Origin of the sequence: Escherichia sp. 94.0001, assembly GCF_013369155.2 — a bacterium.
GTDB lineage: Bacteria > Pseudomonadota > Gammaproteobacteria > Enterobacterales > Enterobacteriaceae > Escherichia > Escherichia coli_F.
This window is the reverse complement of record NZ_JABWMS020000063.1, coordinates 1-25,713: the sequence shown is the minus strand read 5'-3', so window position 1 is coordinate 25,713 and position 25,713 is coordinate 1. Positions and strand designations below refer to the sequence as shown.

The window sequence follows — 25,713 nt, the reverse complement described above, 5'->3', positions numbered from 1 at the left end:
GGGTAATAACTTGTGCATCTCTTTTGTCGATCATTGATATTGGCAAAGAAATGCAGCTAAAAAGCTTATACGTTATTTATTTAGAATACACTACGACTTTTAGATTACCATCATACACATTAAGAATAATCAACAGTAATAAGTGATTAGCATCACAGATTTATCGCGTATATATCATTTTTTTGTGACTTATTTATTAAAGGAATAAGAAAGGAAATTTGAATTAAAGACAAAGGCGCAGTACAGAAAGTACTACGCGCAGAGAGGTTTTATACGGCTTTATTGCGCTTCATGACCATTGCCACAATAAGGCTGAGTAAGAGTGCGCCAATAATCCATATCAGCGCACGACTGCCCTGGGACCACAGACTGTAGATGAAGCCAACGATCACCAACAACATAACCAACGTGCCAACGATAAGAATCGGCAACGAGGCATGGATATCATGACGCAGGCGCATCGCCACCACAAACACCGCCAGGTAGCAGATCAAAAAGGTGGCACTGGCAACGCTGGCGAGTGAGCCTAAATTTAGCGCCGCCGTCATCAGCATAATCAACACCACGACGATGATGTTGCCCCAGGTACTCTGCCGCCACAGAGATTTATTCATTAGCTTCGGCAGTTCGCGTTCGCTTCCCATGTTGTCCATGATGTTAAACACGGCGAACAGGTTCGCGTTGATGGCTGACGCCGTCGCCAGTAAAGCACCGATGACAACGATCACATAACCCACATGCCCGAGGAGCGGAGATGCGGCCTGCGCTACGGCGGTATCGGCATATTTTTCTAACTCTAATGCCGATACATCGCTAAGCAAAACCAGCGCCAGCGCGATGTAAAGCAGTGTGGTAACGCCAATCGCCACCAGAAACGCCCGTGGCATAATGATCTGCGGATCTTTCACTTTATCCGCCGCGTTCGCCATCATGCCAAAGCCCGCATAGGCAAGGAAGGTTATCCCGATACAGGAGAAGAACGCACCGGAGCTGGGAGGCGCAGAGACGGAAATATGCGCCGGTTGTAGCGACCAGACACCGGCAATAATCAGCAATAACAGGATCATCATTTTAATGCCGACGAGGATCACTTCCAGCCGTCCTACCGCATGGTTGCTTAAGGAGTTGAATAGCGTCATCACCGCAATGATCCCCAACGCGTAGAGCAGAATAAGGTGCTCCTCCTGGCTGCCTTCATGCAAAAACTGCACGGCATAAGCGCCAAAAGCACGGGCGACCATGGCGATGCTTACCGCCAGCGTCAACAGGTACAGTAACGAGAGCGCCAGCGAAAAGACGCCGTTGCCTAATCCGCGACGAAAGAAGTCGATAATACCGCCATTGCTGGGATAGCTCGCCCCCAGGCGCGCATAGGCATAACCGGAAAACATCGCCACAATACCACCAAAAGCAAAGGCGACCCAGGTCGAGGCTTCCATTAGCAACGCAGCCTGCCCCAGCAGCGCGAAGATCCCCGCCCCCACCATTGCCCCAATGCCAATGGAAACGACGTTCCATAGACCGAGGGGTTTGTTACCGTTATTACCTTCCGTGTTCATCATGATCAGCCCTTAAACACGTTATAGCCGAGTTGCTTAGCGACCGATGCCACCATTTTTTGACCGCGAACACTGTTGCCTTCTTCGTCCAGTGGTGGTGAAAACGCGGCAATTCCCATCACACCAGGAACGACCGCCAGAATACCGCCACCTACACCGCTTTTGCCCGGTAAACCAACGCGATATGCCCAGTCACCGGAGCGACCATACAGCCCTTCCATCATCATTTCGGCCAGAATGTACGGCACGTTGTCGGCCTGAAGAACGCGTTTATGCGTCAGCGGATTCACTCCGCCCGCCGCCAGCGTCGCGCCAAGCGTTGCCAGTTCAACAGTATTGATGAGCGTTGAGCACTGACGGGTGTACACGTCACAGGCTTCCATTGCATCACAATAGAGATATCCGGCGGAGTACAGCAGCCAGGCAATGGCCCGGTTATGGAAGTTGGTCGTTTGTTCCGACTGGTTGACTTCGTCAGAGAGCGCTACCTGCTCACCAGCCAGTTGTTGTTGGATATGTAAAATTCGCTGCCAGCGTTGTTCAGTATTTTCAGCGTTAATCAGGCTGGTGGTGGCAATAGCGCCAGCATTTACCAGTGGCGAAAGCGGTTTGCCGCCATGCAACTCTAAGGCGATAACCGAGTTAAAGGGCAATCCGGTCGGGTCAGCGCCAACTTTGTCCTGTACCGCCTGCGGGCCGACATCTTCTAACGCAAGGGCTAACGTACAGACTTTCGAGATGGATTCCAGCGCAAAGCGGTAATCACTGTCACCCGCGCTAAAGACTTTACCATCGCAGGTCACGATAGCTACTGCCGCCAGTTGACTGGGCACATTCGCCAGAAAGGGAATGTAATCGGCATTTTGTCCGCCGTTAAGTGAGTGAAATTGGGTGTAAGCCTGATCCACTGCCTGCTGTAATGTGTTTGCATCTAACATCTTTTGTTAACTCCTTTTTATAGATGCGGGAGGTAATTCCTCACCCCGGTGCCGATTTTCAGGCATCCTGATTTAACTTAGCACCCGCGACTTAACTACAGGAAAACAAAGAGATAAATGTCTAATCCTGATGCAAATTGAGCCGATTTTTTAATCTTTACGGACTTTTACCCGCCTGGTTTATTAATTTCTTGACCTTCCCCTTGCTGGAAGGTTTAACCTTTATCACAGCCAGTCAAAACTGTCTTAAAGGAGTACGTTATGTCACAAACTATCGACCTGACCCTGGACGGCCTGTCCTGCGGTCACTGCGTTAAACGCGTGAAAGAAAGTCTCGAACAGCGCCCGGATGTTGAGCAGGCGGATGTGTCTATCACTGAAGCGCACGTTACCGGCACTGCCAGTGCAGAACAGCTGATCGAAACCATCAAACAAGCGGGTTATGACGCATCTGTAAGCCACCCAAAGGCTAAACCGCTGGCGGAGTCATCAATCCCGTCGGAAGCACTGACAGCGGTTTCTGAGGCGCTTCCGGCAGCAAACGCCGATGACGATGACAGCCAGCAGTTGCTGCTGAGCGGCATGAGCTGCGCCAGCTGTGTTACCCGCGTACAAAATGCGCTGCAAAGCGTACCGGGCGTCACTCAGGCACGGGTAAACCTGGCGGAGCGTACTGCGCTGGTGATGGGCAGTGCCTCTCCACAAGATTTAGTGCAGGCGGTGGAAAAAGCGGGCTACGGCGCGGAAGCGATTGAAGATGACGCTAAACGCCGCGAGCGCCAGCAGGAAACCGCCGTCGCTACCATGAAGCGCTTCCGCTGGCAGGCAATTGTGGCGCTGGCGGTGGGTATCCCGGTGATGGTCTGGGGGATGATCGGCGATAACATGATGGTCACCGCCGACAACCGCAGTCTGTGGTTAGTTATCGGCCTGATAACGCTGGCGGTAATGGTTTTCGCCGGCGGGCATTTTTACCGTAGCGCATGGAAAAGCCTGCTGAACGGTGCGGCGACGATGGATACGCTGGTGGCGCTGGGTACTGGCGTGGCGTGGCTCTATTCAATGAGCGTCAACCTGTGGCCGCAGTGGTTCCCCATGGAAGCGCGACATCTTTATTACGAAGCCAGTGCGATGATTATCGGTCTGATTAATCTCGGTCATATGCTGGAAGCGCGCGCACGTCAGCGTTCTTCAAAGGCGCTGGAAAAGTTACTCGATTTAACCCCGCCGACGGCGCGCCTGGTCACTGAAGAAGGTGAAAAAAGCGTGCCACTGGCAGATGTTCAGCCTGGTATGTTACTACGCCTGACGACCGGCGATCGCGTACCGGTAGATGGTGAAATTACCCAGGGCGAAGCGTGGCTGGATGAAGCAATGCTGACGGGCGAACCTATCCCACAGCAAAAAGGCGAAGGCGATAGCGTTCATGCAGGTACCGTGGTGCAGGACGGTAGCGTGCTGTTTCGTGCCAGTGCGGTTGGCAGCCATACTACGCTGTCACGGATCATTCGTATGGTGCGCCAGGCCCAGAGCAGTAAACCGGAAATCGGCCAGTTGGCGGATAAAATCTCTGCCGTATTTGTGCCGGTAGTGGTGGTGATTGCGCTGGTCAGTGCGGCAATCTGGTACTTCTTTGGTCCGGCACCGCAAATTGTTTATACCCTGGTGATTGCCACTACGGTACTGATTATCGCCTGCCCGTGTGCGCTGGGGCTGGCAACGCCAATGTCGATTATTTCCGGCGTCGGGCGTGCGGCTGAATTTGGTGTGCTGGTGCGGGACGCCGACGCGTTGCAACGCGCCAGTACGCTCGATACCGTAGTGTTCGATAAAACCGGGACGCTGACGGAAGGGAAGCCGCAGGTTGTCGCAGTGAAAACGTTTACTGATGTTGACGAAGCGCATGCGCTGCGTCTGGCGGCGGCACTGGAACAAGGTTCCAGCCATCCGCTGGCACGGGCGATCCTCGATAAAGCAGGCGATATGCAGCTGCCGCAGGTCAACGGCTTCCGTACATTGCGCGGGCTGGGCGTGAGCGGTGAAGCAGAAGGTCATGCGTTATTGCTGGGTAATCAGGCGTTGTTAAATGAGCAACAGGTTGATACCAAAGCTATCGAAGCGGAGATTACTGCTCAGGCATCGCAAGGGGCAACGCCTGTGCTGCTGGCGGTTGACGGGAAAGCGGTAGCCCTGCTGGCTGTACGCGATCCATTGCGTAGTGATAGCGTGGCGGCGCTGCAACGTCTGCATAAAGCGGGATATCGTCTGGTGATGCTAACCGGGGATAACCCGACCACCGCCAATGCGATCGCCAAAGAAGCAGGGATTGATGAGGTGATAGCCGGCGTGCTGCCAGACGGTAAAGCCGAAGCGATTAAACGTCTGCAAAGTGAAGGACGTCAGGTGGCAATGGTGGGCGACGGCATTAACGACGCGCCAGCGCTGGCCCAGGCGGATGTCGGTATTGCGATGGGGGGCGGCAGCGATGTTGCCATTGAAACTGCGGCGATTACCCTGATGCGCCATAGCCTGATGGGTGTTGCGGATGCGCTCGCAATTTCCCGCGCAACGCTGCGCAACATGAAGCAGAACCTGCTCGGTGCGTTTATCTACAACAGCATTGGTATTCCGGTCGCCGCCGGTATTTTGTGGCCGTTCACTGGAACACTGCTTAACCCGGTGGTTGCCGGAGCGGCAATGGCGCTCTCGTCGATCACCGTAGTGAGTAACGCCAACCGCTTGCTGCGGTTTAAACCGAAGGAATAAGTATGTCATTGCGGATGCGCTGCTTTAGGGTGGCGCATCTGGCATCGACGCATGCCTGCCGGATGCGGCATAAACGCCTTATCCGGCCTACGATTCAGGCACAGGGTTGTAGGCCTGATAAGACGCGTAAGCGTCGCATCAGGCAATGGTGCTCGGATGCCGGATGCCGGATGCCGGATGCCGGATGCCGGATGCGGCGATGTTTTGGCCTTACGCGACCTTTTTGCACGTTTTCCCCGGCGTGCCAAATATTTAATCCGTCCCAACTCCATTTGCGCCATCCCTCCCCGCGCGCTAGCATGATATTTCACAAAGGGAGGTCGTATGGATCTGTTGTACCGGGTAAAAACGCTTTGGGCCGCGCTGCGCGGTAATCATTACACCTGGCCTGCTATCGATATCTCTCTTCCCGGCAATCGCCATTTTCATCTGATTGGCAGTATTCATATGGGCAGCCACGATATGGCTCCCCTGCCCCCCCGTTTGCTCAAAAAGCTCAAAAACGCCGATGCACTAATCGTCGAGGCGGATGTTTCCACCAGCGATACGCCTTTTGCTAATTTGCCTGCCTGCGAGGCGCTGGAAGAGCGTATTAGCGAGGAGCAATTACAAAATCTGCAGCACATTAGCCAGGAGATGGGTATTTCTCCGTCGCTCTTTTCTACCCAACCGCTGTGGCAAATCGCGATGGTTCTTCAGGCGACGCAGGCACAAAAACTGGGGCTGCGGGCAGAATACGGTATCGATTACCAGCTATTGCAGGCGGCGAAGCAACAACATAAACCCGTGATTGAACTGGAAGGGGCAGAAAACCAGATTGCCATGTTGCTCCAGCTCCCTGACAAAGGACTGGCGCTGCTGGACGATACGCTGACCCACTGGCACACCAATGCACGGTTGCTGCAACAAATGATGAGCTGGTGGCTGAATACGCCGCCGCAAAATAATGAAATAACGCTGCCTAATACGTTCAGTCAGTCGCTGTACGATGTGTTGATGCATCAGCGAAATCTCGCCTGGCGGGACAAATTACGCGCTATGCCGCCGGGACGCTATGTGGTCGCGGTCGGAGCTTTACATCTGTATGGAGAAGGGAATTTGCCACAAATGTTGCGCTAAAAAAATGGCCAATATCGCTATTGGCCCGTCAAAGAGGAATTTCATTTTTTTATTATTATGCCGTCACTTTAAGCGACGGTGTAACTCGATTGTCGCTCAATCTCACCATCCTGCCAATACTCTTAGGCAAGATGACTCTTTTTTTTGGACCGCCATCAGGCGTATGCTTGCTTCGTTTTTTTGTTTAAGGCAGGAAAATTACCATGACACCCGCAGTTAAATTACTCGAAAAAAACAAGATTTCGTTTCAAATCCACACCTATGAGCACGATCCGGCTGAAACCAATTTTGGCGATGAAGTCGTCAAAAAATTAGGTTTGAATCCGGATCAGGTCTACAAAACGCTGCTGGTGGCAGTGAACGGTGATATGAAACACCTTGCCGTGGCCGTTACGCCGGTCGCAGGTCAACTGGATCTTAAAAAAGTAGCAAAAGCGCTGGGTGCCAAGAAAGTTGAGATGGCCGATCCGATGGTCGCGCAGCGTTCGACGGGATATCTGGTTGGAGGGATTAGCCCACTGGGGCAGAAAAAACGCCTGCCGACGATTATCGACGCCCCCGCGCAAGAATTTGCCACTATTTTTGTTTCTGGCGGCAAGCGCGGGCTGGACATCGAACTGGCGGCAAGCGACCTGGCGAAGATCCTCGATGCCAAATTTGCTGATATCGCCCGCCGCGATTAAGTGATGCACACGGAAGATAAGATGTGGAAAGGATTACAGAGACATTAAGTATCGCTTGTGCAGATGAGATACCGGATATCGCCTTACTTCGGCAAACATCGAGAGAGAAGGTATTACATCTGCATTTTGCCAGCGAAGCAGAGAGGTATCGTGAGGAATTCGGGCTGGTGCTGAAAGCACAGCTCGATGAATTTGTTGTTGGCATGCATTCTGCCGACCCGGTTATCAGGATCGCCAGATTAATATCGCTTGAAGAGATTAACCGCCATCAGGATTTTTTCGAACACTGCGCGAAAGAATATCGTAAGCTGGCGACAGAGCTTATATTTGCATTGGCTGAACAACTGAATGTTGAGATGGCGGAAAATAACCCGCTAGTTACCTTTGCCCCCTTCAAATGCAACCGTAAGCGAAAAGGCAAAATGGGAAAGTGGCAGTATTGTTTTCACGGTTTTCATTGTGCATTTGAGAATAAAAAAACAGAGCAAAATATTGAAGTTCCCCTCGCCTACGGCTTTGATTTCGGCGATCTGGACCCGTATTTTTTTTCCGGATTTATCAAATCGACCCCCGCCTGGCAGCCTCTGCCAGTGGCTATTTACGATGATTACCACGACGGTAGCAGGATCATTCAACAACTGCTGGCGCTGGGAAAGTTACAAAAAATCCCTTCACCGATCCCACAATACACGGGGGTTGCTGCGGTAGATCGGTCCAATGTCGACATCGCAAATTTTCGCTCAACACTGGAGAGTCGCCTGCACCGATGTAAATTACGCTGGCTTTTGAAGCGTGTAAAAAATTCACAAAGGAGCGAAAGATGAAATTTGACCATCTTGTTGATGTTAGCTTCCACAATTTTGTCTTTAACGGAAAATTCGATTTTGTCGAACCGGGGCAAACAATGGCATGGCTGGAACAAAACTTTGTTGAGCCGGACTCTAAAAATGATATGGGAAATGGTTTTTATATCTGGCTATTTGGCAATGTTGAGTTTCATTTCGAAAACAACAAGCTATATATGATTTGGTGCGATTATCTGAGCCAAATCCATTTGGGCAAAGCGATCCGATTTGATAAAGGAATATTGAATAACGTCGCTGAGTTGAACGTTACGCGTGTATTTAACATGCTTGTTAACGAAGGCGCTGATCTGCAAATCCACCGTCAATCGCCCCATACACTATTAATCCACGTCAATCGCTCAGGCGTGACACTTTGGTTTGAAGCAGATGAAGAACAGTCTGGTGAACCGCAGAATTATATGCTGATGGCATTTGGTTTGACACATCGCGATTACGATGCAAGATTTCAATATTCATAAATGGCGGCGTCATATCATGACGCCGCGACAGGGTTCATTACTGCCAGCTCACCTCACCTTTCGGTTCATAGACACTCACATCCAGCGGCGAGCTTTTCTGTATATACGCTTTCAGCACTTCAGCATCAATAAAGCCGGTATTCACATAGCCCGGTTTGTTATCCAGACGCGGATAGCCATCACCGCCAGTGGCATTGAAGTTTAATGTCGCCATACGGTAAGTTTTCGCCGGATCGACCGGTTCGCCTTTGATTTTCAGGTCGTTCAGTTTGCCGTCTTTCGCCACAAAGCTAACGTTGGCAAATTGCGGATAGGCACCAGAATCAGGCTTCATTTGTGCGACGGCGGTCAGGTAATCAATCACCTCTTTACCGGTCATGTCGGCATACACCACCACATTGCCGAATGGCTGCACTTTCAGCACATTTTTATAGCTGATATCACCTGTTTCGATAGAATCACGAATTCCGCCTCCGCTCATCACCGCAAAGTCGGCACCAGTGCGATCCATTTGTGCTGCCAGAATCAACCGCCCCATATTGGTCTGTACAAAACGCACTTTGCTGCGGTCGCCTTCCAGACGACCATTGGTTTCGCCTATTTTCACTTCCAGCTGCGCTTTGCCTTTGTTCTGGAACGGTGATAACAGCGAAATCATTTGCTGGTTTTCGGCGATTTCAGGGGTGTAAAGCACACGCTCGCTTTTCCCGTCTTCCCAGGTCACTTTCTTCTTCAGGTTTACCGGAATCAACTGGTAGTTGACCATTTTCATTTCGCCGTTGCGAAACTCAAAGTCGGCCCGACCCACGTACTTGCCCCACTCATGCGCCTGTACAATCCAGATGCCATTTTGTTGATCCGGTTTGCATGGCGTACCAGGAACGTAATCGACCTGTTTTTTATTTTCTGCCGCCATACAGACTGGATCTTGCGAGTGACCTCCGACGATCATCGCCAGCGATCCGGCAGGCAGCGCGCGTGCCATTTCCACATCGCCCGCTGCGTTAGAGCCGTGCTCACCATTGTCGTAATGCCCCATATGGGTCGCCGCGATAATAATGTCTGGCTTTTCTGTCTGTTGCAGCTCCTGAATCACCAGCTTCGCTTCATCGGCGGGTTTACGGAACTCAATATCGGTGAAGTTTTCTGGGTTGCCTAACTTCGCTGTGTCATCCGTCGTCAGACCAATAACGGCAATTTTCAGATCCTGACGCTTAAACAGCGCCCATGGTTTAAACAGGCGCTCGCCGGTACTTTTCTGGTAGATATTGGCGGAAAGCAACGGGAACTTAGCCCACTTTTCCTGCTGGCGTAATACGGTGAGCGGGTTATCAAATTCATGATTACCGATTGCCATCGCATCATAGCCCACCAGATTCATACCGCGAAAATCAGGTTCGGCATCCTGTAAGTCGGACTCGGGCACGCCAGTATTAATGTCGCCACCGGAAAGTAGCAGCACGCTACCACCTTCAGCCGCAACCTCTTTGCGAATACCGTCCACCAGCGTTTTTTGCGCCGCAAGACCATATTCGCCATATTCATTACGCCAGAAATGACCATGATGATCATTGGTATGCAGAACTGTAATTTTGTAGGTTTTATCCTGCTCATAAGCCAGAGCAGTTTCACTCGCCAGTGTAAATGTGGTTAACAGTGCTAACGCCACGCCCCGCTGCAATAATTTCATACTTCTCTCCCTGATCAGATTTCAACGTGTTGAAAAATAGTATGACGCGACATCATAGACAAGTCTGCGTCCGGTGAAGATAAATCTGCATCCAGATTAGAAATTCTTTATTCAGCGTTGAGACTTCCTTCAGGCGGCGCATACAGGTATGTTAGTCGGGTAATAATCACAAATAAGATCATTCTTTACATCGCAACCCTGAAAAAGTGACTTTCCTATGGCAATGAGTGAACAAACCCAGCCAGTGGCTGGCGCTGCTGCGTCAACGACCAAGGCCCGAACATCGTTTGGTATTTTAGGTGCTATCAGCCTCTCACATCTGCTGAACGACATGATCCAATCGCTGATTCTGGCGATTTATCCCCTGCTTCAGTCAGAATTTTCTCTGACATTTATGCAAATTGGCATGATAACCCTCACCTTCCAGCTCGCCTCTTCACTATTGCAACCTGTGGTCGGCTACTGGACGGATAAATATCCGATGCCGTGGTCGTTGCCGATTGGCATGTGCTTTACCTTAAGCGGTCTGGTGCTGCTGGCGCTGGCGGGCAGTTTTGGCGCAGTTCTGCTGGCGGCGGCGTTGGTCGGCACTGGTTCGTCGGTCTTTCATCCGGAATCCTCACGCGTGGCCCGAATGGCGTCTGGTGGCCGTCATGGCCTGGCGCAATCTATCTTTCAGGTCGGCGGCAACTTTGGCAGTTCCCTGGGGCCCTTGCTGGCAGCGGTGATTATCGCGCCTTATGGCAAAGGCAACGTGGCCTGGTTTGTGCTTGCAGCACTGCTGGCAATCGTGGTGCTGGCGCAAATCAGCCGTTGGTACTCGGCACAGCACCGAATGAATAAAGGAAAACCAAAAGCGACGATTATCAATCCACTGCCGCGCAACAAAGTGGTACTGGCGGTCAGCATTCTGTTAATCCTGATTTTCTCGAAATATTTCTATATGGCGAGCATCAGTAGCTATTACACCTTTTATCTGATGCAAAAATTCGGATTATCTATCCAGAATGCCCAGCTTCATCTGTTTGCATTCCTGTTTGCCGTTGCGGCAGGTACGGTGATCGGCGGGCCTGTAGGGGATAAAATTGGACGGAAATATGTGATTTGGGGCTCTATCCTCGGCGTTGCGCCGTTTACGCTGATTTTACCCTACGCCAGCCTGCACTGGACGGGGGTTTTAACGGTGATTATTGGATTTATCCTCGCTTCGGCATTCTCTGCCATTCTGGTCTACGCTCAGGAGCTGCTTCCGGGACGTATCGGTATGGTTTCTGGACTCTTTTTCGGTTTTGCTTTCGGCATGGGAGGTCTGGGAGCGGCAGTTCTGGGGCTTATCGCCGACCACACCAGCATCGAGTTAGTCTATAAAATCTGTGCTTTCCTGCCACTATTGGGGATGTTGACCATATTCCTGCCTGATAACCGGCATAAAGACTGATTTCATTGCAGCCAAAGGCAAACTTTGGCTGCATCGTTTTACAGTCGCCATAAGCCTTTCCTCTGTTAAACCGCCTTCTGTTTTCCGATCCGTGCTTTTTTTGCAGCTAATTCCATTTTTCTGCAAAATTCAACAATTATTCATAAACATCATCAATGAAATTGTCATAAACTATTACCTGTAATTTTGGTTTTCCCGGCCAAAAATGGACAATAACCACCAGGAAAAGGAGACGGAATGCATCACGCCACCCCGCTTATCACCACCATTGTTGGCGGCCTTGTGCTCGCCTTTATCCTCGGCATGCTGGCCAATAAACTACGTATTTCTCCTCTGGTGGGATATCTGTTAGCGGGTGTGCTGGCAGGACCATTCACTCCGGGCTTTGTTGCCGATACCAAGCTTGCGCCGGAACTGGCTGAACTGGGCGTCATTCTGTTGATGTTTGGCGTGGGTCTGCACTTTTCGCTGAAGGATTTGATGGCGGTAAAGGCCATCGCCATTCCCGGTGCGATCGCCCAGATAGCCGTGGCGACGCTGCTGGGTATGGCGCTCTCCGCCGTGCTGGGCTGGTCGTTAATGACCGGTATCGTGTTCGGCTTATGCCTTTCCACCGCCAGTACCGTGGTGTTACTGCGCGCACTTGAAGAACGGCAATTAATAGACAGTCAGCGTGGGCAAATCGCCATCGGTTGGTTGATTGTGGAAGACCTGGTCATGGTTCTGACGCTGGTGTTGCTGCCCGCAGTGGCAGGAATGATGGAACAGGGTGATGTGGGCTTTGCGACGCTGGCCGTTGATATGGGAATCACCATCGGCAAGGTGATCGCATTTATCGCCATTATGATGCTGGTAGGTCGCCGTCTGGTGCCGTGGATTATGGCACGCAGCGCGGCAACCGGTTCCCGCGAGCTGTTTACCCTGTCGGTGCTGGCGCTGGCGTTAGGGATTGCTTTTGGCGCGGTGGAACTGTTTGACGTCTCCTTTGCACTCGGCGCGTTCTTCGCCGGGATGGTACTGAACGAGTCTGAACTGAGTCACCGTGCTGCCCACGATACGCTGCCATTGCGCGACGCGTTTGCGGTGCTGTTTTTTGTCTCCGTCGGAATGCTGTTTGATCCGTTAATTCTGATTCAACAACCACTGGCGGTGCTAGCGACGCTGGCGATTATTCTGTTTGGTAAGTCATTAGCCGCGTTTTTCCTGGTGCGACTGTTTGGTCACTCTCAACGTACGGCATTAACTATCGCCGCCAGCCTGGCACAAATTGGTGAGTTCGCTTTTATCCTGGCAGGGCTGGGGATGGCGCTGGATCTGCTGCCGCAGGCCGGGCAGAACCTGGTGCTGGCAGGGGCGATTTTGTCGATTATGCTCAACCCGGTCCTGTTTGCGCTGCTGGAGAAATATCTGGCGAAGACCGAAACGCTGGAAGAGCAGACGCTGGAAGAGGCTATCGAAGAAGAGAAGCAGATCCCAGTGGATATTTGCAACCATGCGCTACTGGTGGGTTACGGTCGTGTAGGCAGCCTGCTGGGGGAGAAATTGCTCGCCTCTGATATTCCGCTGGTGGTGATTGAGACGTCACGAACCCGTGTTGATGAACTGCGCGAGCGCGGGGTCCGCGCAGTATTGGGCAATGCGGCGAACGAAGAAATTATGCAACTGGCGCATCTGGAATGTGCTAAATGGCTGATCCTGACGATTCCCAACGGTTATGAAGCGGGCGAGATTGTGGCATCTGCCCGCGCGAAAAATCCGGATATTGAGATTATCGCCCGCGCCCATTATGACGATGAAGTGGCGTATATCACCGAACGTGGCGCGAATCAGGTAGTGATGGGTGAGCGTGAAATTGCCCGAACTATGCTGGAACTGCTGGAAACGCCACCGGCGGGTGAGGTGGTGACGGGGTAAGACATTGATTCCATTGCCGGATGATTACCCGGCATTGGGGACAATCAATTCTGAGGCTTCGTCCCATGAAATGAATCCTTCTTCCCACCAGGTACGATCAAGCTGCCCTTGATCAGGCTGAATATTTGCAGCATCTTCCTGAAAATAGCGGCAGGCTCGTTCCCGGGCCTGCTCCGCCAGTTTTGCAGTGGTATAAATGCCGAGGAAAGCATAATCATCGGCCTCATCATCACGAATATGCCACAGGCTGTACACCATCGGCTCGACAAGATCGTCTACCTGTGTAACGGGAAAATCTCCCCAGAGATCCTGGTTTAGGATGTATTCAATAAACTGAAAATTTTCCGGGTAATCCACAAAACCAGGCTTATTTTCCACGTCCTTTTTGGCCTGCAAGGCCAGTTCATAACGGGTATAAATGCCGATACCTTTCATTTCGCCAAAATGCGTATGTTGCAGATACCATACCGTTTGCATTCTATGCATCCATGTCAGAAGTAAAAAAAGACGCCGGTATTGGCTGCCAGTGCCCGGCGTGTTTGTATTAGCAAGATATTTAGGAATGAATTTTCAGGATGGGTGATGAGCGTTTGCTCAATAAGCGCAGCCATGTGCTTAAGCTTACGTATATCCGTGACATACTCATCTTCAAAGTCATTGATACAGATATGTAAAGTGCCGTTGAGCAAGGTAATGAACAGATCGCTTGGCTTGCAGCAATCATAATCAAGACGTTCCATTGCCTGTTGTGTGAGCGGCACAGAAATGTATTTCATCTTGCTGCTTCCCTGGATTGCCTTGGTTGGAAAAACCACTATGTTGGAAACACCACCGGCGGTTGAAGTGGTAACGGGTCAAGACATTGACACCATAGCCGGATGTGATGCTAACGCATCCGGCAAGGGCGTGCTATCTTCCGCTGGTCGGATAAAGCGTTTACACCGCATCCGACAGTCATCAGTCCGATAACTTAACGATCCCAGTAAGACTCTTCCAGACTGTCTTCACGCTCCGGTAAGCCGCGCGTTAAACGAGGTGAATGCTGGTTCAGTACCTGATAGCTCACACGGTTAGCATATTTACACACCTGCGCTAACGATGAATAAGTTAACCAGGTGAATTTATGTTTGCTGGAGTTTGGTACGTTGCTACGGTGATAACTGTTAGCAGTAATGTCATGCAACAACGCTGCCAGTGCGCCATCCCCGGCACCGTTGGTGTTCATGATCTTTTCCGGCCCACCCATATAAGGCGCAATGTGCGAATAGACACGCAACGGATTCTGGCAATCTTTATGGCGCATGGCGCGGCTAAACTCATACTGGTTAAATTCCGCTATAGCGCCCGGCAGCAGCGGATGCTGGGTTTTACGTTTCGCTTCGTCTTCAGTAAAGCCCGCCATATACAAGCCGATTGGCCCGGCGGTGCACAGCACCAGATCAACCCAGTCCAGCGCCTTGTCAGATGCCAACAACGGATCGCTTTCTCCGGTCAACGCTTCGGCCTCATCTTCGTTCATCGCAAGGATAGAGACGTGATCTTTGAGGAATTGCTGCCACCACTGCGGATTCTCGGCAATGACAAACTTGGTGCCCAGCGTCAGCACCACCGGTACGTTATATTTCTTCGCGTACTCAATGGCTTTCATGGTTGCTTCCGGCATGGGTTCACCCGGCTTACAACGCACCAGATAAGAAGTGAGAACCAGTGCCGAGGCTCCGGCAATCACATCTTCCGGAATACTTTCAGCCCGCAGCTGGTTCATGTGGCCAGGGCTGATAGCAAAGGTACGTTCCCCGGACTCGCCAATCAGCGTAAAGCAACGACCAATCGGGCCATCCACGCCTTGTAGATAGTTAAGATCGGTACGGCTGGAGGTGTTACACAGGTAACGATAGGCATAGCTGCCAATTTCAATATTGCTGCACATGACGCCCAGCAGCACCGAACGGTCGTCCGCGAGCACCGAGTAGTTGTGCATGGTGTTACCAATGGTGCCACCTGCAAACTGATGAGTAATCAGGTTTTTCTGTTTCAGCTCCTGATAAAGTGCTTCGGCAACATCATCCTCAATCACCAGTGAATGCCCGGCGCTTAATCCATAACGCTCAATGAACTCATCATCCACTTTCGCTTCAATATCGACCAGCGTTTGATCGATACCCACTACCCAGGCAGCGCTGGTTTCGTTTTCTGGCTGGAATTGCTGAAGCAGCGGATCGCGTGCGTTTACGGGAAAATAATGTTTGGATTTACGTTTGCCGGGAAATTTCATGGTTGTTTTTACGGGTGGTTAACTGAGCGGCGAATGTTAACACAATCTGACGGGAGCGCGCGAGACGCAGCCAGTTTCAATATCAGCAGGCGGGATCGCATTTTCATGGCAGTGGTTCCTTACAATGACGTAATTTGAAAGGAGTTTTTGCATGAAGCCGGAAAACAAATTACCCGTTCTGGACCTTATTTCTGCTGAAATGAAAACCGTTGTGAATACTCTTCAGCCGGATTTACCGCCCTGGCCCGCAACGGGAACGATTGCTGAGCAACGTCAGTATTACACGCTTGAGCGCCGATTCTGGAATGCTGGCGCTCCAGAAATGGCAACCAGCGCTTACATGGTTCCCACACCTTATGGTCAGGTCGAGACTCGCCTCTACTCACCCAAAAGTCACAGCCCGGCGACACTATTTTATCTGCATGGTGGTGGTTTTATTCTCGGCAATCTTGATACCCACGATCGGATTATGCGACTGCTGGCAAGTTACACCCAATGTACAGTGATTGGTATTGCTTACACTCTTTCGCCGGAAGCACGTTTTCCGCAGGCAATAGAGGAAATTGTGGCTGCCTGTTGCCACTTCCACCAGCAGGCAGAGGATTATCAAATCAATATGTCACGCATTGGTTTTGCCGGTGATTCTGCAGGCGCAATGCTGGCGCTCGCCAGTGCGTTGTGGTTACGTGATAAACAGATAGATTGCGGTAAAGTTGCGGGCGTTTTGCTGTGGTATGGGCTTTACGGATTACGGGATTCCGTGACTCGTCGTCTGTTGGGCGGTGTCTGGGATGGCTTAACGCAAGAGGATTTAAAGATGTATGAAGAGGCGTATTTAAGCCACGACGCGGACCGCGAGTCGCCGTATTACTGCCTGTTTAATAATGATCTCACCCGCGAAGTTCCGCCCTGTTTTATTGCCGGGGCGGAGTTCGATCCGCTGCTGGATGACAGCCGTCTGCTTTACCAGACGTTAGCGGCGCATCAGCAGCCCTGTGAGTTCAAACTCTACCCAGGCACGTTACACGCCTTTTTGCATTATTCACGGATGATGAAAGCCGCCGACGAGGCTCTTCGCGACGGCGCTCAGTTCTTTACCGCTCAGCTTTAGCGATACGCGGCAACAAGATTAGCCATCATTTCGATATGTTCCGGTGTGGCATTAAGCGCCGGAATATATTCGTATTTTTTCCCGCCCGCACCGAGGAAGACCTCACGGTTTTGCTCGGCAATCTCTTCCAGCGTCTCCAGACAATCTGCAGCAAAGCCCGGGCACATCACCTGAATATGACCTACGCCTTTTTCTCCGAGCATTTTCAGCGTTTCGTCGGTATAAGGCATCAGCCAGGGTTCCCGCCCAAAGCGCGACTGAAAGGTCATCATCACTTTTTCCGGTGCCATCCCCAGTGCGGAAGCCAGTTCGCGAGTCGTTGTGCGGCAACGTTGCGGATAATCATCGCCTTCATCTGCATAACGCTGGGGAATGCCATGATAAGAGAGCAGCAGCAGATCCGGTTCGCCATGTTTGGCAAAAGAAGCACGTACGCTGTTCGCCAGTGCATTAATGTAATCGTGGTTATCGGCGTAATCACGAATAAACGATATCCCCGGAATGCTACGTTTGCGCGCCAGAATGCGTGCCAGTTCATCCCATACCGCGCCGACCGTTGAACAGGAGTATTGCGGATAAAGCGGCAGCACCACGATATGATCTACATGTTCTGCCAGTAGTTCATCTACGGCGCTTTCCAGTGATGGCGAGCCGTAGCTCATTCCCAGCGCTACGGGCGTCTCCGGTAAACGTTGTGCCAGCGCCTGCTGTTGCTGGCGGCTGTAAACCATCAGTGGCGAGCCACCTTCCATCCAGACAGAGGCATACAACTTCGCCACACGCGGCGAGCGCAGCGGCAAAATCACGCCGCGCAGCAACGGCCACCACAACAGCCGTGAGGTATCAACCACGCGTCTGTCGCTTAAAAATTGTTTCAGGTAGCGTTTTACCGCTTCAGGAGTGGGGGCATCGGGTGTACCCAGGTTTGCCAGCAGAATACCGGTTTTAGTTTGACGCATTACCGCCTCTTATCGATTCAACTTGTTGATAATTGTAGCGGAAAAGTGAAGAAGAAGAACTAATTGCTGCAAGAGGTATTGCCTGAGGAGAATGAGCAGACCTGCCCGAAAGCAGATCTGCTGCGGCTTGATTAGCCGAGGATTTTTTCCAGATCAGCGCGAACTTCAGCAACCGGTTTGGTGCCGTCAACTTTCGCGTATTTGGTGTTACCCGCTTCCGCTTCTTTGGAGTAGTAGCCGATCAGCGGTGCAGTCATCTGATGGTATTCAACCAGACGTTTACGCACGGTTTCTTCCTGATCGTCTTTACGGGTAGTCAGTTCTTCACCGGTAACGTCGTCTTTGCCTTCTACTTTCGGCGGATTGAATTTAACGTGATATACACGACCAGACGGCGCGTGAACGCGGCGGCCTACGATACGGTCAACAATCAGTTCGTCCGGTACGTCGAATTCCAGAACGTAATCAACGTTGATGCCCGCTTCTTTCATCGCGTCTGCCTGCGGAATGGTACGCGGGAAGCCATCCAACAGGAAACCATTACGGCAGTCTTCCTGAGCAATACGCTCTTTAACCAGCGCGATCACCAGCTCGTCGGTAACCAATTTGCCAGCATCCATAATGTCTTTTGCTTGTTTACCCAGCTCGGAGCCAGATTTGACCGCAGCACGCAGCATATCGCCAGTGGAGATTTGCGGAATACCATATTTCTCCATGATGAACTGAGCCTGAGTCCCTTTCCCCGCGCCCGGAGCGCCAAGCAGAATGATACGCATTGCGAAAATCCCCTTAAAATGTGTCGAATTTTTTGAAAAAGCGATAAACGATACCACCATCAGGCGATTGCCTCAAGAAAGGCACCTGAGGCTGAAACGGTTAATGGCGAGATAATTTGCGGAAAGGACAGATGATGAAAAGAAAAATGCCGGATGACACGAGGGTCATCCGGCATTACATCAGGAAACCAGCAGCTGGTTCATACGACGAATAAACAGGTTCGGATCTTCCAGCGTACCGCGCTCTGCCAGCAGCGCCTGATCCAGCAGCAGTTCTACCCACTCGCTGAACTTCGCTTCATCTTCAGTATCTGCCGCACGTTTCACCAGTACGTGATCCGGGTTCAGTTCGAAGATGTATTTCACTTCTGGTACTTTCTGGCCCGCCGCAGCAAACAGTTTCGCCATCTGAGTGCTCATTTCGTCCGCGTCGGTCGATACGATCGCTGGCGTATCGGTCAGACGGTGAGTCAGACGGACATCTTTCACACGCTCGCCGAGCAGGGCTTTCACACGGTCGATGAACGGAGTCAGTGCTTTCTCCGCTTCCTTCGCGCTCTCATCAACTTCGTCAGCCAGTTTTTCCAGCGACTCGTCAACTTTAGACACAGACTGGAACGGTTTACCGTCGAACTCAGTCAGATAGTTCATCATCCACTCATCGATGCGGTCGGAAAGCAGCAGAACTTCGATGCCTTTCTTACGCAGCAGTTCCAGGTGCGGGCTGCTCTTCGCTGCCGCATAGCTGTCTGCGGTGATGTAGTAGATTTTCTCCTGCCCTTCTTTCATGCGGGAAACGTAGTCTTCCAGAGACACGGTCTGCGCAGAAGAGTCGGTATAGGTAGAAGCAAAACGCAGCAGTTTGGCGATCGCTTCCTGGTTAGCGAAATCTTCCGCCGGACCTTCTTTCAGTACCAGGCCAAACTGTTGCCAGAAGGTCTGGTATTTTTCCGCGTCGTCTTTCGCCAGTTTTTCCAGCATTTGCAGCACACGCTTGGTCAGCGCATTGCGCAGGTTACGCGTTACCGTGCTGTCCTGGAGGATTTCACGGGAAACATTCAGCGGCAGATCGCTGGAGTCAATCAGACCACGCACGAAGCGCAGATAGTTCGGCATGAACTGTTCTGCGTCGTCCATGATGAACACACGCTGAACATACAGTTTCAGGCCGTGTTTATGATCGCGGTTCCACATATCCCACGGTGCCTGCGACGGAATATACAGCAGGCTGGTGTACTCCTGCTTACCTTCAACGCGGTTGTGGCTCCAGGTCAGCGGATCGTTAAAGTCGTGGGCGATGTGTTTGTAGAACTCTTTGTACTCTTCGTCGGTGATTTCCGACTTGTTACGGGTCCACAGCGCCTGCGCTTTGTTGATTTTCTCCCAGGAGATAACGGTTTCGCCGTCTTTCTCTTCGCGTTTTTCGATCTCTACCGGCAGCGCGATATGGTCGGAGTATTTGCTGATGATGGAACGCACGCGCCAGTCATCGAGGAACTCGTCTTCGCCTTCACGCAGATGCAGGGTGATTTCAGTACCACGATCTTCTTTGGTGATGTCGGCAACGGTATATTCACCTTCGCCAGCCGATTCCCAGAAGACGCCGTTTTCTGGTTTTTCGCCTGCCGCGCGAGTACGCACGGTCACTTTGTCGGCCACGATAAACGCAGAGTAGAAACCAACACCAAACTGACCGATCAGCTGGCTGTCTTTCGCCTGGTCAGAACCCAGGGATTCGAGGAATGATTTGGTGCCGGATTTAGCGATAGTCCCCAGATGGTCAATCACTTCGTCGCGGGTCATCCCCACGCCGTTATCGGAGATGGTAAGCGTGCGCTTGTCTTTATCGAAAGAAACACGAACGCGCAGTTCGCCATCACCTTCGTACAGGTCCGGATTAGAGAGCGCACGGAAACGCAGCTTGTCCGCCGCATCGGAGGCGTTAGAGATAAGCTCACGCAGGAAGATTTCTTTATTGGAATAGAGAGAATGGATCATCAGGTGCAGAAGTTGTTTCACTTCTGACTGAAAACCACGAGTTTCTTGTCCTTTCATGTAGGTCTACCTCAATAATGCCATTTTAAGGTTAAAAACAGGATGAGGGAGAGATGGGGACAAGGAGGAATAATTTCAAGCGAGAGCAGGTGATCCTGCTCTCGTTTGCTTAAAAACGAATCTTATGACGCCCGGCAAGGGAGTGTGACAGCGTGGTGCCATCGACCATTTCCAGTTCGCCGCCAACCGGTACGCCATGAGCGATTCGGCTGGCTTCCACGTCATATTGCGCGCAAAGCTCGGCAATGTAGTTAGCGGTAGCTTCACCTTCAACCGTGGGGTTGGTGGCGAGGATCACTTCAGTGATTTTTTCCTCTGCCAGACGCTGTTCCAGACGATCAAGGCCGATATCATCCGGACCGATGCCGTCCAGCGGTGACAGGTGCCCCATCAACACAAAATAACGGCCTGAAAACTGCCCCGTCTGCTCAATGGCGTAAATGTCCGCCGGACTCTCCACCACGCAGATTTGGCCGTTTTCCTGACGACGCGGATTCGAACAGATGTTACAGACTTCCTGTTCGGTGAAGGTGCGGCAATCGGCGCAGTGGCCGATTTCCGACATCGCCCGGGTGAGCGCCTGCGCCAGACGCATCCCGCCGCTACGATCGCGCTGAAGCAGCGTGAACGCCATACGCTGCGCCGACTTCGGGCCAACGCCCGGCAGACAGCGCAGTGCTTCCATAAGCTGTGTTAACAGCGGGCTGGTTTGCATCAGAACGGCATCTTAAAGCCTGGCGGCAGCTGCATTCCGGAGGAAACAGAGGCCATTTTTTCTTTCTGCGTTTCTTCGATACGACGTGCTGCGTCGTTGAATGCTGCAGCCACCAGGTCTTCCAGCATCTCTTTGTCGTCTTCCAGCAGGCTCGGGTCGATCTCTACGCGACGGCAGTTGTGTGCACCGTTGATGGTCACTTTTACCAGACCTGCGCCAGATTCGCCGGTCACTTCCAGCTGCGCGATCTCTTCCTGCATTTTCTGCATTTTTTCTTGCATCTGCTGGGCTTGCTTCATCAGGTTACCCAGACCGCCTTTACCAAACATAGGTTTCTCTCTCAATCACGTTAAGGATGACGAACGTAAGCTGTGCTTACGATCAAATGGGGCGGATACTTTCTTCATCCAGCTCCGCATCGAAGAATCGACGCAGGGTCTGAATATTATTATCCGCAATAATGGACTCGCGCGCCTGCGCAAGTTTTTCTTCGTATATCGCCTGACGCCATTCCAGCGGCGTGCGCACCGCGGGATTATCATCTTCAACGATAGTCAGTTCAACCGTTGAACCTTTTAACGTGCTCAACGCTTCAGCCAGTTTTTGCTGTGCACCGCGGTTGTTCAAATGCCGCTGAGAGGAGCGCAAATGCAGGCATATTGCGTTGTCGCTCTCCTCTTTCCAGGCATTTAACGCCACCTGTTCGACCAGTTTTGGTAGCGAAAGTTGGCTCACCTGTGCCGCCCAAGGATCGCGGTCAATGGCTTCTGCCGCCAGCTTTGCCGCCAGTTCCGGCGTTTTTTCATGTTCCAGCGCTTTTTTCAGCGCCTTCGGCGTGGCGATCACTTCTTTTTGCTGCATCACTGGAGTGGTCGCCTTCCAGCGATACGCTTCTTTTTTGGCTGGTGCTTTTTCCAGCGCCGATGGCACCGGACGCGCCTGAACGCGATCGGTGACCGAAGCCAGTCTTTCCAGCGCAGCGTTATTCACCGGCCGCGCGCGGGTAGCGGCTGCCGGTTCACTCTTTTTTGCTTTGGTTGCTCCCTGTGCGCGCTGCAGTTGTTGGCGCGCCGCCAGCACCTGGCTGGTGGTTTCTGAGAGCGGTATAGTCGGTGCCTGCTGCGGAGCTGATTGCGGTTGCGGCGGCACCTGGGTTGGCGTCATTACTGCCGTTGGCGCGACGGGCGCAAAGGACTGGCGTGGCACTTCTGGCTCAGGCAGCGGCATACGCGGATGAAACGCCAGTGCGCGCAACAGCGTCATCTCAACGCCCATGCGGCGGTCCGGCGCATACGGTAATTCTTTGCGACCAATCAACAGCGTTTGATAGTAAAGCTGAATATCCGTCGGCGGTATGGTGCGCGCCAGTTCACGCATCCGCAGCTCGATGGCGGCCATGTCGTTGCCCAGCGCAGCAGGGGAAAGTTGCACCATTGCAATGCGGTGCAACAGGCCGAGCATTTCTACCAGCAACGCTTCCCACTCAATACCACGAGCGGCGGCTTCATTAATCAGCGACATTACACGCTCGCCGTTGGCTTCAACCATCGCTTCAACCAGCGACAGCGCCTGATCGTCGTCAAGCGTACCCAGCATCGCACTGACCGCCTGGGTTGAAACCTGGCCGTCACCGCTGGCAATTGCCTGGTCGGTTAAACTTAGGGCATCTCGCAAGCTGCCTTCAGCGGCGCGCGCCAGCAGTTGCAGCGCCCGTGGCTCGTGAGCGATATGTTCTTCGTTGAGGATGTGCTCAAGCTGATGGCGAATTTGCTCGACATCCAGCGCCTTGAGATGAAATTGCAGGCAGCGTGACAAAATCGTCACCGGCAATTTCTGCGGATCGGTCGTCGCCAGCAGAAACTTGACGTGCTCCGGCGGTTCTTCAAGGGTTTTTAACAGTGCGTTAAAGCTGTGGCGCGACAGCATATGCACTTCGTCGATCAGATAAACTTTAAAACGACCACGCGCTGGCGCGTACTGGACGTTATCCAGCAGGTCGCGGGTATCTTCGACTTTGGTACGCGAGGCGGCGTCGATTTCAATCAGATCGACAAAGCGCCCCTGCTCGATTTCACGACAGTTATCGCACACGCCGCACGGCGTCGCGGTAATGCCGGTTTCGCAGTTTAGCCCCTTCGCAAGCAGTCGGGCGATAGAGGTTTTTCCGACGCCCCGGGTGCCGGAAAAAAGATAAGCATGATGAATACGCCCTAACGACAAGCCGTTCGCCAGTGCGGTCAGCACATGTTCCTGGCCGACGACGTCAGCAAAGGTTTGTGGGCGCCATTTTCGGGCTAAGACCTGATAACTCATTGGCAGGCTCTGAAACGCTGGAAGGTGGATTCACGAAGGGGTAATGCTAACACAGCCCCGTCAGAACGGCGAGGCTGAATGCACATCTTGTGCTGCCCGTAGCGTGAGCAGCGCAAGACTGACGATAATTAATGGCCCGGGAACGGAACAAGGCTGTAGCTGGTAATGCCCTGTTTTTCGAGACGCTGTTCGCCGCCGAGATCGAACAGGTTGATAATGAACGCAGCATCAGCCACTTCACCACCCAGACGACGGATCAGTTTAACGGTCGCTTCGATAGTGCCGCCGGTTGCCAGCAGGTCGTCCACCACCAGAACTTTGTCGCCCGGTTTGATGGCATCAACGTGGATTTCCAGCTGATCGGTGCCGTATTCCAGATCGTAAGTTTCACTGATGGTCTCACGCGGCAGTTTGCCCGGTTTACGGACCGGTACAAAGCCAACGCCCAGACCCAGAGCTACCGGAGCGCCAAACAAGAAGCCACGCGCTTCGGTGCCGACAACTTTGGTAATACCCGCATTTTTGTAACGCTCAACCAGTAAGTCGATGCTGAGAGCGTAAGCTTTCGGGTCTTCCAGTAAGCTGGTGACATCGCGGAAAAGAATGCCGGGTTTTGGGTAGTCCTGAATGCTTTTGATGCTATTTTTGAGATACTCAAGCTGCTGTGCAGTCGCGGTCATAAGTGTATGCCTGCTTGTTACGGTGGTACTCACGGCGCGTTTTAAACGTATCAAAAGTAACAGTTGTTTAACCTTTGACCGCCTGCGCCTGTGCTCGAAAACGCCAGAATGTACTGGCTGTACGCAATAATTGCAACTGCGATTGTTGTGCTTCAGTGCTTTTCTTGCTTTTCATCAATCACCGGAATTCGCCACATATAAAAAAGCAAACAGGCGAGAATTACCAGCAACATGATGCGCACCCATGGCATCTGGACGAACCACAGAGAAATGGCAAACGTGAGCAAAATAAGCAAAATCGCCCGCGGTTTGACGCCGCGCGGCATCGCATGATGTTTCTGCCAGAAACGTAGATAGCTGCCAAACCATGAGCGGTACAGCAACCAGGCGTGAAAGCGCGGGGAAGAACGGGCAAAGCACCAGGCCGCCAGCAGGATAAACGGCGTCGTCGGTAATACCGGTAATACCACGCCCAGCGTACCCAGCACTACCGCCAGCCAGCCAATGATGATTAAAATGATTCGTTGCATATTGAGTGTTGTCAGCTTACAGAGTGGCTACTTTAGCATAACAATTATCATTTTCATTGAGGTCTTATCGTGAAAACCGCCCTGCTGCTGGAAAAACTGGAAGGACAGCTCGCCACGCTGCGTCAGCGTTGTGCCCCGGTAGCGCAATTTGCCACGCTAAGTGCCCGTTTTGACAGGCACCTTTTTCAGACCCGTGCGACAACACTACAGGCTTGTCTCGATGAGGCGGGCGATAATCTGGCTGCGCTTCGTCATGCGGTTGAGCAGCAGCAACTGCCGCAAGTGGCCTGGCTGGCGGAACATCTGGCTGCACAACTGGAAGCCATCGCGCGTGAAGCCTCCGCCTGGTCATTGCGCGAGTGGGACAGTGCGCCACCGAAAATTGCCCGCTGGCAGCGTAAACGTATTCAGCATCAGGATTTTGAGCGGCGGCTACGTGAGATGGTAGCCGAACGTCGAGCCCGCCTGGCGCGGGTGACCGATCTCGTGGAACAGCAAACGCTGCATCGTGAAGTAGAAGCCTATGAAGCACGCCTGGCGCGGTGCCGTCATGCGCTGGAAAAAATCGAAAACAGGATAGCGCGTTTAACTCGCTAGCAATGGAGAGAGTATGTCACTGGAAAATGCCCCTGACGATGTCAAACTGGCCGTCGATTTGATTGTGCTGCTGGAAGAAAATCAGATCCCAGCCCGCACCGTACTGCGCGCGCTGGATATTGTAAAACGCGATTATGAAAAGAAATTAACGCGCGATGATGAGGCGGAAAAGTGAGAAATAAATGGGGCCGCTAAATGTCCCCTAAGATTGCGGGCAAACGCAAAACTGCCTGATGCGCTACGCTTATCAGGCCTACACCGCTCCTGCAAT

General features: G+C 52.2%; 24 protein-coding genes and 1 other annotated feature. Of the genes, 10 read left to right on the top strand and 14 right to left on the bottom strand.

Translation table 11 applies throughout. The features are described from left to right. Positions 1–269 precede the first annotated feature (269 nt). On the bottom strand, positions 270–1,562 hold the full coding sequence (locus tag HEN33_RS20300; RefSeq protein ID WP_176263445.1) for an APC family permease: 1,293 nt from the start codon (positions 1,560–1,562) through the stop codon (positions 270–272). 2 nt (positions 1,563–1,564) lie between these two features. Next, on the bottom strand, positions 1,565–2,497 hold the full coding sequence (glsA, locus tag HEN33_RS20295; RefSeq protein WP_176263444.1) for a glutaminase A: 933 nt from the start codon (positions 2,495–2,497) through the stop codon (positions 1,565–1,567). Between the two features lie 261 nt (positions 2,498–2,758). Here glsA and copA point away from each other — a divergent pair, with 261 nt between their 5' ends. The 5 genes from copA to HEN33_RS20270 all read left to right on the top strand — a co-directional run bounded on the left by copA (position 2,759) and on the right by HEN33_RS20270 (position 8,389). Next, positions 2,759–5,263 (top strand): copper-exporting P-type ATPase CopA, encoded by a 2,505-nt coding sequence (gene copA / locus HEN33_RS20290; protein ID WP_176263443.1) that lies wholly within the window; start codon positions 2,759–2,761, stop codon positions 5,261–5,263. Positions 5,264–5,587: 324 nt separating this feature from the next. Continuing rightward, a complete protein-coding gene (locus tag HEN33_RS20285; RefSeq protein WP_176263442.1) occupies positions 5,588–6,382 on the top strand; it encodes a TraB/GumN family protein in 795 nt (264 codons plus the stop codon). A 203-nt stretch (positions 6,383–6,585) separates the two neighbouring features. Further along, positions 6,586–7,065: a Cys-tRNA(Pro)/Cys-tRNA(Cys) deacylase YbaK gene (gene ybaK, locus HEN33_RS20280; RefSeq protein WP_000186628.1), complete on the top strand. Its 480-nt coding sequence runs from the start codon at positions 6,586–6,588 to the stop codon at positions 7,063–7,065. Between the two features lie 167 nt (positions 7,066–7,232). Then, the gene (locus tag HEN33_RS20275) at positions 7,233–7,889 is read left to right on the top strand and encodes a DUF6896 domain-containing protein (protein ID WP_249822554.1); all 657 of its coding nucleotides are present in this window, start codon (positions 7,233–7,235) and stop codon (positions 7,887–7,889) included. Then, positions 7,886–8,389: a hypothetical protein gene (locus tag HEN33_RS20270; RefSeq protein WP_176263441.1), complete on the top strand. Its 504-nt coding sequence runs from the start codon at positions 7,886–7,888 to the stop codon at positions 8,387–8,389. The genes HEN33_RS20275 and HEN33_RS20270 overlap by 4 nt, the downstream gene beginning before the upstream one ends. Positions 8,390–8,426: 37 nt before the next feature. On the opposite strand, the gene ushA is transcribed toward HEN33_RS20270, so the two are convergent. After that, positions 8,427–10,079 (bottom strand): bifunctional UDP-sugar hydrolase/5'-nucleotidase, encoded by a 1,653-nt coding sequence (gene ushA / locus HEN33_RS20265; RefSeq protein ID WP_176263440.1) that lies wholly within the window; start codon positions 10,077–10,079, stop codon positions 8,427–8,429. A 217-nt stretch (positions 10,080–10,296) separates the two neighbouring features. Here ushA and fsr point away from each other — a divergent pair, with 217 nt between their 5' ends. Together fsr and ybaL are read left to right on the top strand one after the other, a co-directional pair. Beyond that, positions 10,297–11,517: a fosmidomycin MFS transporter gene (gene fsr, locus HEN33_RS20260; RefSeq protein WP_001251634.1), complete on the top strand. Its 1,221-nt coding sequence runs from the start codon at positions 10,297–10,299 to the stop codon at positions 11,515–11,517. Between the two features lie 237 nt (positions 11,518–11,754). Continuing rightward, positions 11,755–13,431 (top strand): YbaL family putative K(+) efflux transporter, encoded by a 1,677-nt coding sequence (gene ybaL, locus HEN33_RS20255; RefSeq protein WP_000546224.1) that lies wholly within the window; start codon positions 11,755–11,757, stop codon positions 13,429–13,431. A 24-nt stretch (positions 13,432–13,455) separates the two neighbouring features. On the opposite strand, the gene HEN33_RS20250 is transcribed toward ybaL, so the two are convergent. The 3 genes from HEN33_RS20250 to gsk form a co-directional block, all read right to left on the bottom strand. Beyond that, the gene (locus HEN33_RS20250) at positions 13,456–13,908 is read right to left on the bottom strand and encodes a hypothetical protein (protein WP_001195401.1); all 453 of its coding nucleotides are present in this window, start codon (positions 13,906–13,908) and stop codon (positions 13,456–13,458) included. Positions 13,909–13,922: 14 nt separating this feature from the next. Then, positions 13,923–14,207 carry a hypothetical protein gene (locus HEN33_RS20245; RefSeq protein ID WP_039020778.1) on the bottom strand — a complete coding sequence of 95 codons (285 nt, stop codon included), beginning with the start codon at positions 14,205–14,207 and terminating at the stop codon, positions 13,923–13,925. A 194-nt stretch (positions 14,208–14,401) separates the two neighbouring features. Beyond that, on the bottom strand, positions 14,402–15,706 hold the full coding sequence (gene gsk / locus HEN33_RS20240; protein WP_000671574.1) for an inosine/guanosine kinase: 1,305 nt from the start codon (positions 15,704–15,706) through the stop codon (positions 14,402–14,404). A gap of 151 nt (positions 15,707–15,857) precedes the next feature. Between gsk and aes the strand changes: the two genes are divergently transcribed. Continuing rightward, positions 15,858–16,817 carry an acetyl esterase gene (aes, locus tag HEN33_RS20235; protein WP_176263439.1) on the top strand — a complete coding sequence of 320 codons (960 nt, stop codon included), beginning with the start codon at positions 15,858–15,860 and terminating at the stop codon, positions 16,815–16,817. Here aes and hemH read toward each other — a convergent pair. The 8 genes from hemH to HEN33_RS20195 form a co-directional block, all read right to left on the bottom strand. Then, positions 16,814–17,776 carry a ferrochelatase gene (gene hemH / locus HEN33_RS20230; protein WP_001250117.1) on the bottom strand — a complete coding sequence of 321 codons (963 nt, stop codon included), beginning with the start codon at positions 17,774–17,776 and terminating at the stop codon, positions 16,814–16,816. The genes aes and hemH overlap by 4 nt on opposite strands. 131 nt (positions 17,777–17,907) lie before the next feature. Next, the gene (gene adk, locus HEN33_RS20225; RefSeq protein WP_001220233.1) at positions 17,908–18,552 is read right to left on the bottom strand and encodes an adenylate kinase; all 645 of its coding nucleotides are present in this window, start codon (positions 18,550–18,552) and stop codon (positions 17,908–17,910) included. 180 nt (positions 18,553–18,732) lie between these two features. Next, positions 18,733–20,607 carry a molecular chaperone HtpG gene (gene htpG, locus HEN33_RS20220; protein ID WP_000678208.1) on the bottom strand — a complete coding sequence of 625 codons (1,875 nt, stop codon included), beginning with the start codon at positions 20,605–20,607 and terminating at the stop codon, positions 18,733–18,735. A gap of 109 nt (positions 20,608–20,716) precedes the next feature. Beyond that, positions 20,717–21,322: a recombination mediator RecR gene (recR, locus tag HEN33_RS20215; protein WP_001195025.1), complete on the bottom strand. Its 606-nt coding sequence runs from the start codon at positions 21,320–21,322 to the stop codon at positions 20,717–20,719. Next, positions 21,322–21,651 carry a YbaB/EbfC family nucleoid-associated protein gene (locus HEN33_RS20210; protein WP_000467098.1) on the bottom strand — a complete coding sequence of 110 codons (330 nt, stop codon included), beginning with the start codon at positions 21,649–21,651 and terminating at the stop codon, positions 21,322–21,324. Before HEN33_RS20210 ends, recR begins: the two co-directional genes overlap by 1 nt. A 52-nt stretch (positions 21,652–21,703) precedes the next feature. Continuing rightward, positions 21,704–23,635, bottom strand: a complete 1,932-nt coding sequence (gene dnaX / locus HEN33_RS20205; RefSeq protein ID WP_176263438.1) for a DNA polymerase III subunit gamma/tau — start codon at positions 23,633–23,635, stop codon at positions 21,704–21,706. After that, positions 22,307–22,371 (bottom strand) — a sequence feature (DnaX frameshifting element). It overlaps the preceding gene by 65 nt. Positions 23,636–23,763: 128 nt before the next feature. Then, a complete protein-coding gene (apt, locus tag HEN33_RS20200) occupies positions 23,764–24,315 on the bottom strand; it encodes an adenine phosphoribosyltransferase (RefSeq protein ID WP_000127356.1) in 552 nt (183 codons plus the stop codon). A 152-nt stretch (positions 24,316–24,467) separates the two neighbouring features. Then, positions 24,468–24,845: a DUF454 family protein gene (locus tag HEN33_RS20195; RefSeq protein WP_001188905.1), complete on the bottom strand. Its 378-nt coding sequence runs from the start codon at positions 24,843–24,845 to the stop codon at positions 24,468–24,470. 69 nt (positions 24,846–24,914) lie between these two features. On the opposite strand from HEN33_RS20195, the gene priC reads away from it, so the two are divergent. Together priC and rsmS are read left to right on the top strand one after the other, a co-directional pair. Beyond that, positions 24,915–25,442, top strand: a complete 528-nt coding sequence (priC, locus tag HEN33_RS20190) for a primosomal replication protein N'' (RefSeq protein WP_176263437.1) — start codon at positions 24,915–24,917, stop codon at positions 25,440–25,442. A 13-nt stretch (positions 25,443–25,455) separates the two neighbouring features. Further along, a complete protein-coding gene (rsmS, locus tag HEN33_RS20185; protein WP_000051146.1) occupies positions 25,456–25,617 on the top strand; it encodes a pleiotropic regulatory protein RsmS in 162 nt (53 codons plus the stop codon). Positions 25,618–25,713 lie beyond the last annotated feature (96 nt).

Coding starts and splice junctions, on each gene's coding strand:
- copA (WP_176263443.1), top strand. CDS start 2,759: ATGTCACAAACTATCGACCTGACCCTGGACGGCCTGTCCTGCGGTCAC.
- glsA (WP_176263444.1), bottom strand. CDS start 2,497: ATGTTAGATGCAAACACATTACAGCAGGCAGTGGATCAGGCTTACACC.
- HEN33_RS20300 (WP_176263445.1), bottom strand. CDS start 1,562: ATGATGAACACGGAAGGTAATAACGGTAACAAACCCCTCGGTCTATGG.
- hemH (WP_001250117.1), bottom strand. CDS start 17,776: ATGCGTCAAACTAAAACCGGTATTCTGCTGGCAAACCTGGGTACACCC.
- HEN33_RS20270 (WP_176263441.1), top strand. CDS start 7,886: ATGAAATTTGACCATCTTGTTGATGTTAGCTTCCACAATTTTGTCTTT.
- HEN33_RS20285 (WP_176263442.1), top strand. CDS start 5,588: ATGGATCTGTTGTACCGGGTAAAAACGCTTTGGGCCGCGCTGCGCGGT.
- ybaK (WP_000186628.1), top strand. CDS start 6,586: ATGACACCCGCAGTTAAATTACTCGAAAAAAACAAGATTTCGTTTCAA.
- adk (WP_001220233.1), bottom strand. CDS start 18,552: ATGCGTATCATTCTGCTTGGCGCTCCGGGCGCGGGGAAAGGGACTCAG.
- ushA (WP_176263440.1), bottom strand. CDS start 10,079: ATGAAATTATTGCAGCGGGGCGTGGCGTTAGCACTGTTAACCACATTT.
- recR (WP_001195025.1), bottom strand. CDS start 21,322: ATGCAAACCAGCCCGCTGTTAACACAGCTTATGGAAGCACTGCGCTGT.
- HEN33_RS20210 (WP_000467098.1), bottom strand. CDS start 21,651: ATGTTTGGTAAAGGCGGTCTGGGTAACCTGATGAAGCAAGCCCAGCAG.
- dnaX (WP_176263438.1), bottom strand. CDS start 23,635: ATGAGTTATCAGGTCTTAGCCCGAAAATGGCGCCCACAAACCTTTGCT.
- htpG (WP_000678208.1), bottom strand. CDS start 20,607: ATGAAAGGACAAGAAACTCGTGGTTTTCAGTCAGAAGTGAAACAACTT.
- HEN33_RS20245 (WP_039020778.1), bottom strand. CDS start 14,207: ATGAAATACATTTCTGTGCCGCTCACACAACAGGCAATGGAACGTCTT.
- aes (WP_176263439.1), top strand. CDS start 15,858: ATGAAGCCGGAAAACAAATTACCCGTTCTGGACCTTATTTCTGCTGAA.
- HEN33_RS20195 (WP_001188905.1), bottom strand. CDS start 24,845: ATGCAACGAATCATTTTAATCATCATTGGCTGGCTGGCGGTAGTGCTG.
- ybaL (WP_000546224.1), top strand. CDS start 11,755: ATGCATCACGCCACCCCGCTTATCACCACCATTGTTGGCGGCCTTGTG.
- gsk (WP_000671574.1), bottom strand. CDS start 15,706: ATGAAATTTCCCGGCAAACGTAAATCCAAACATTATTTTCCCGTAAAC.
- fsr (WP_001251634.1), top strand. CDS start 10,297: ATGGCAATGAGTGAACAAACCCAGCCAGTGGCTGGCGCTGCTGCGTCA.
- rsmS (WP_000051146.1), top strand. CDS start 25,456: ATGTCACTGGAAAATGCCCCTGACGATGTCAAACTGGCCGTCGATTTG.
- apt (WP_000127356.1), bottom strand. CDS start 24,315: ATGACCGCGACTGCACAGCAGCTTGAGTATCTCAAAAATAGCATCAAA.
- HEN33_RS20250 (WP_001195401.1), bottom strand. CDS start 13,908: ATGCAAACGGTATGGTATCTGCAACATACGCATTTTGGCGAAATGAAA.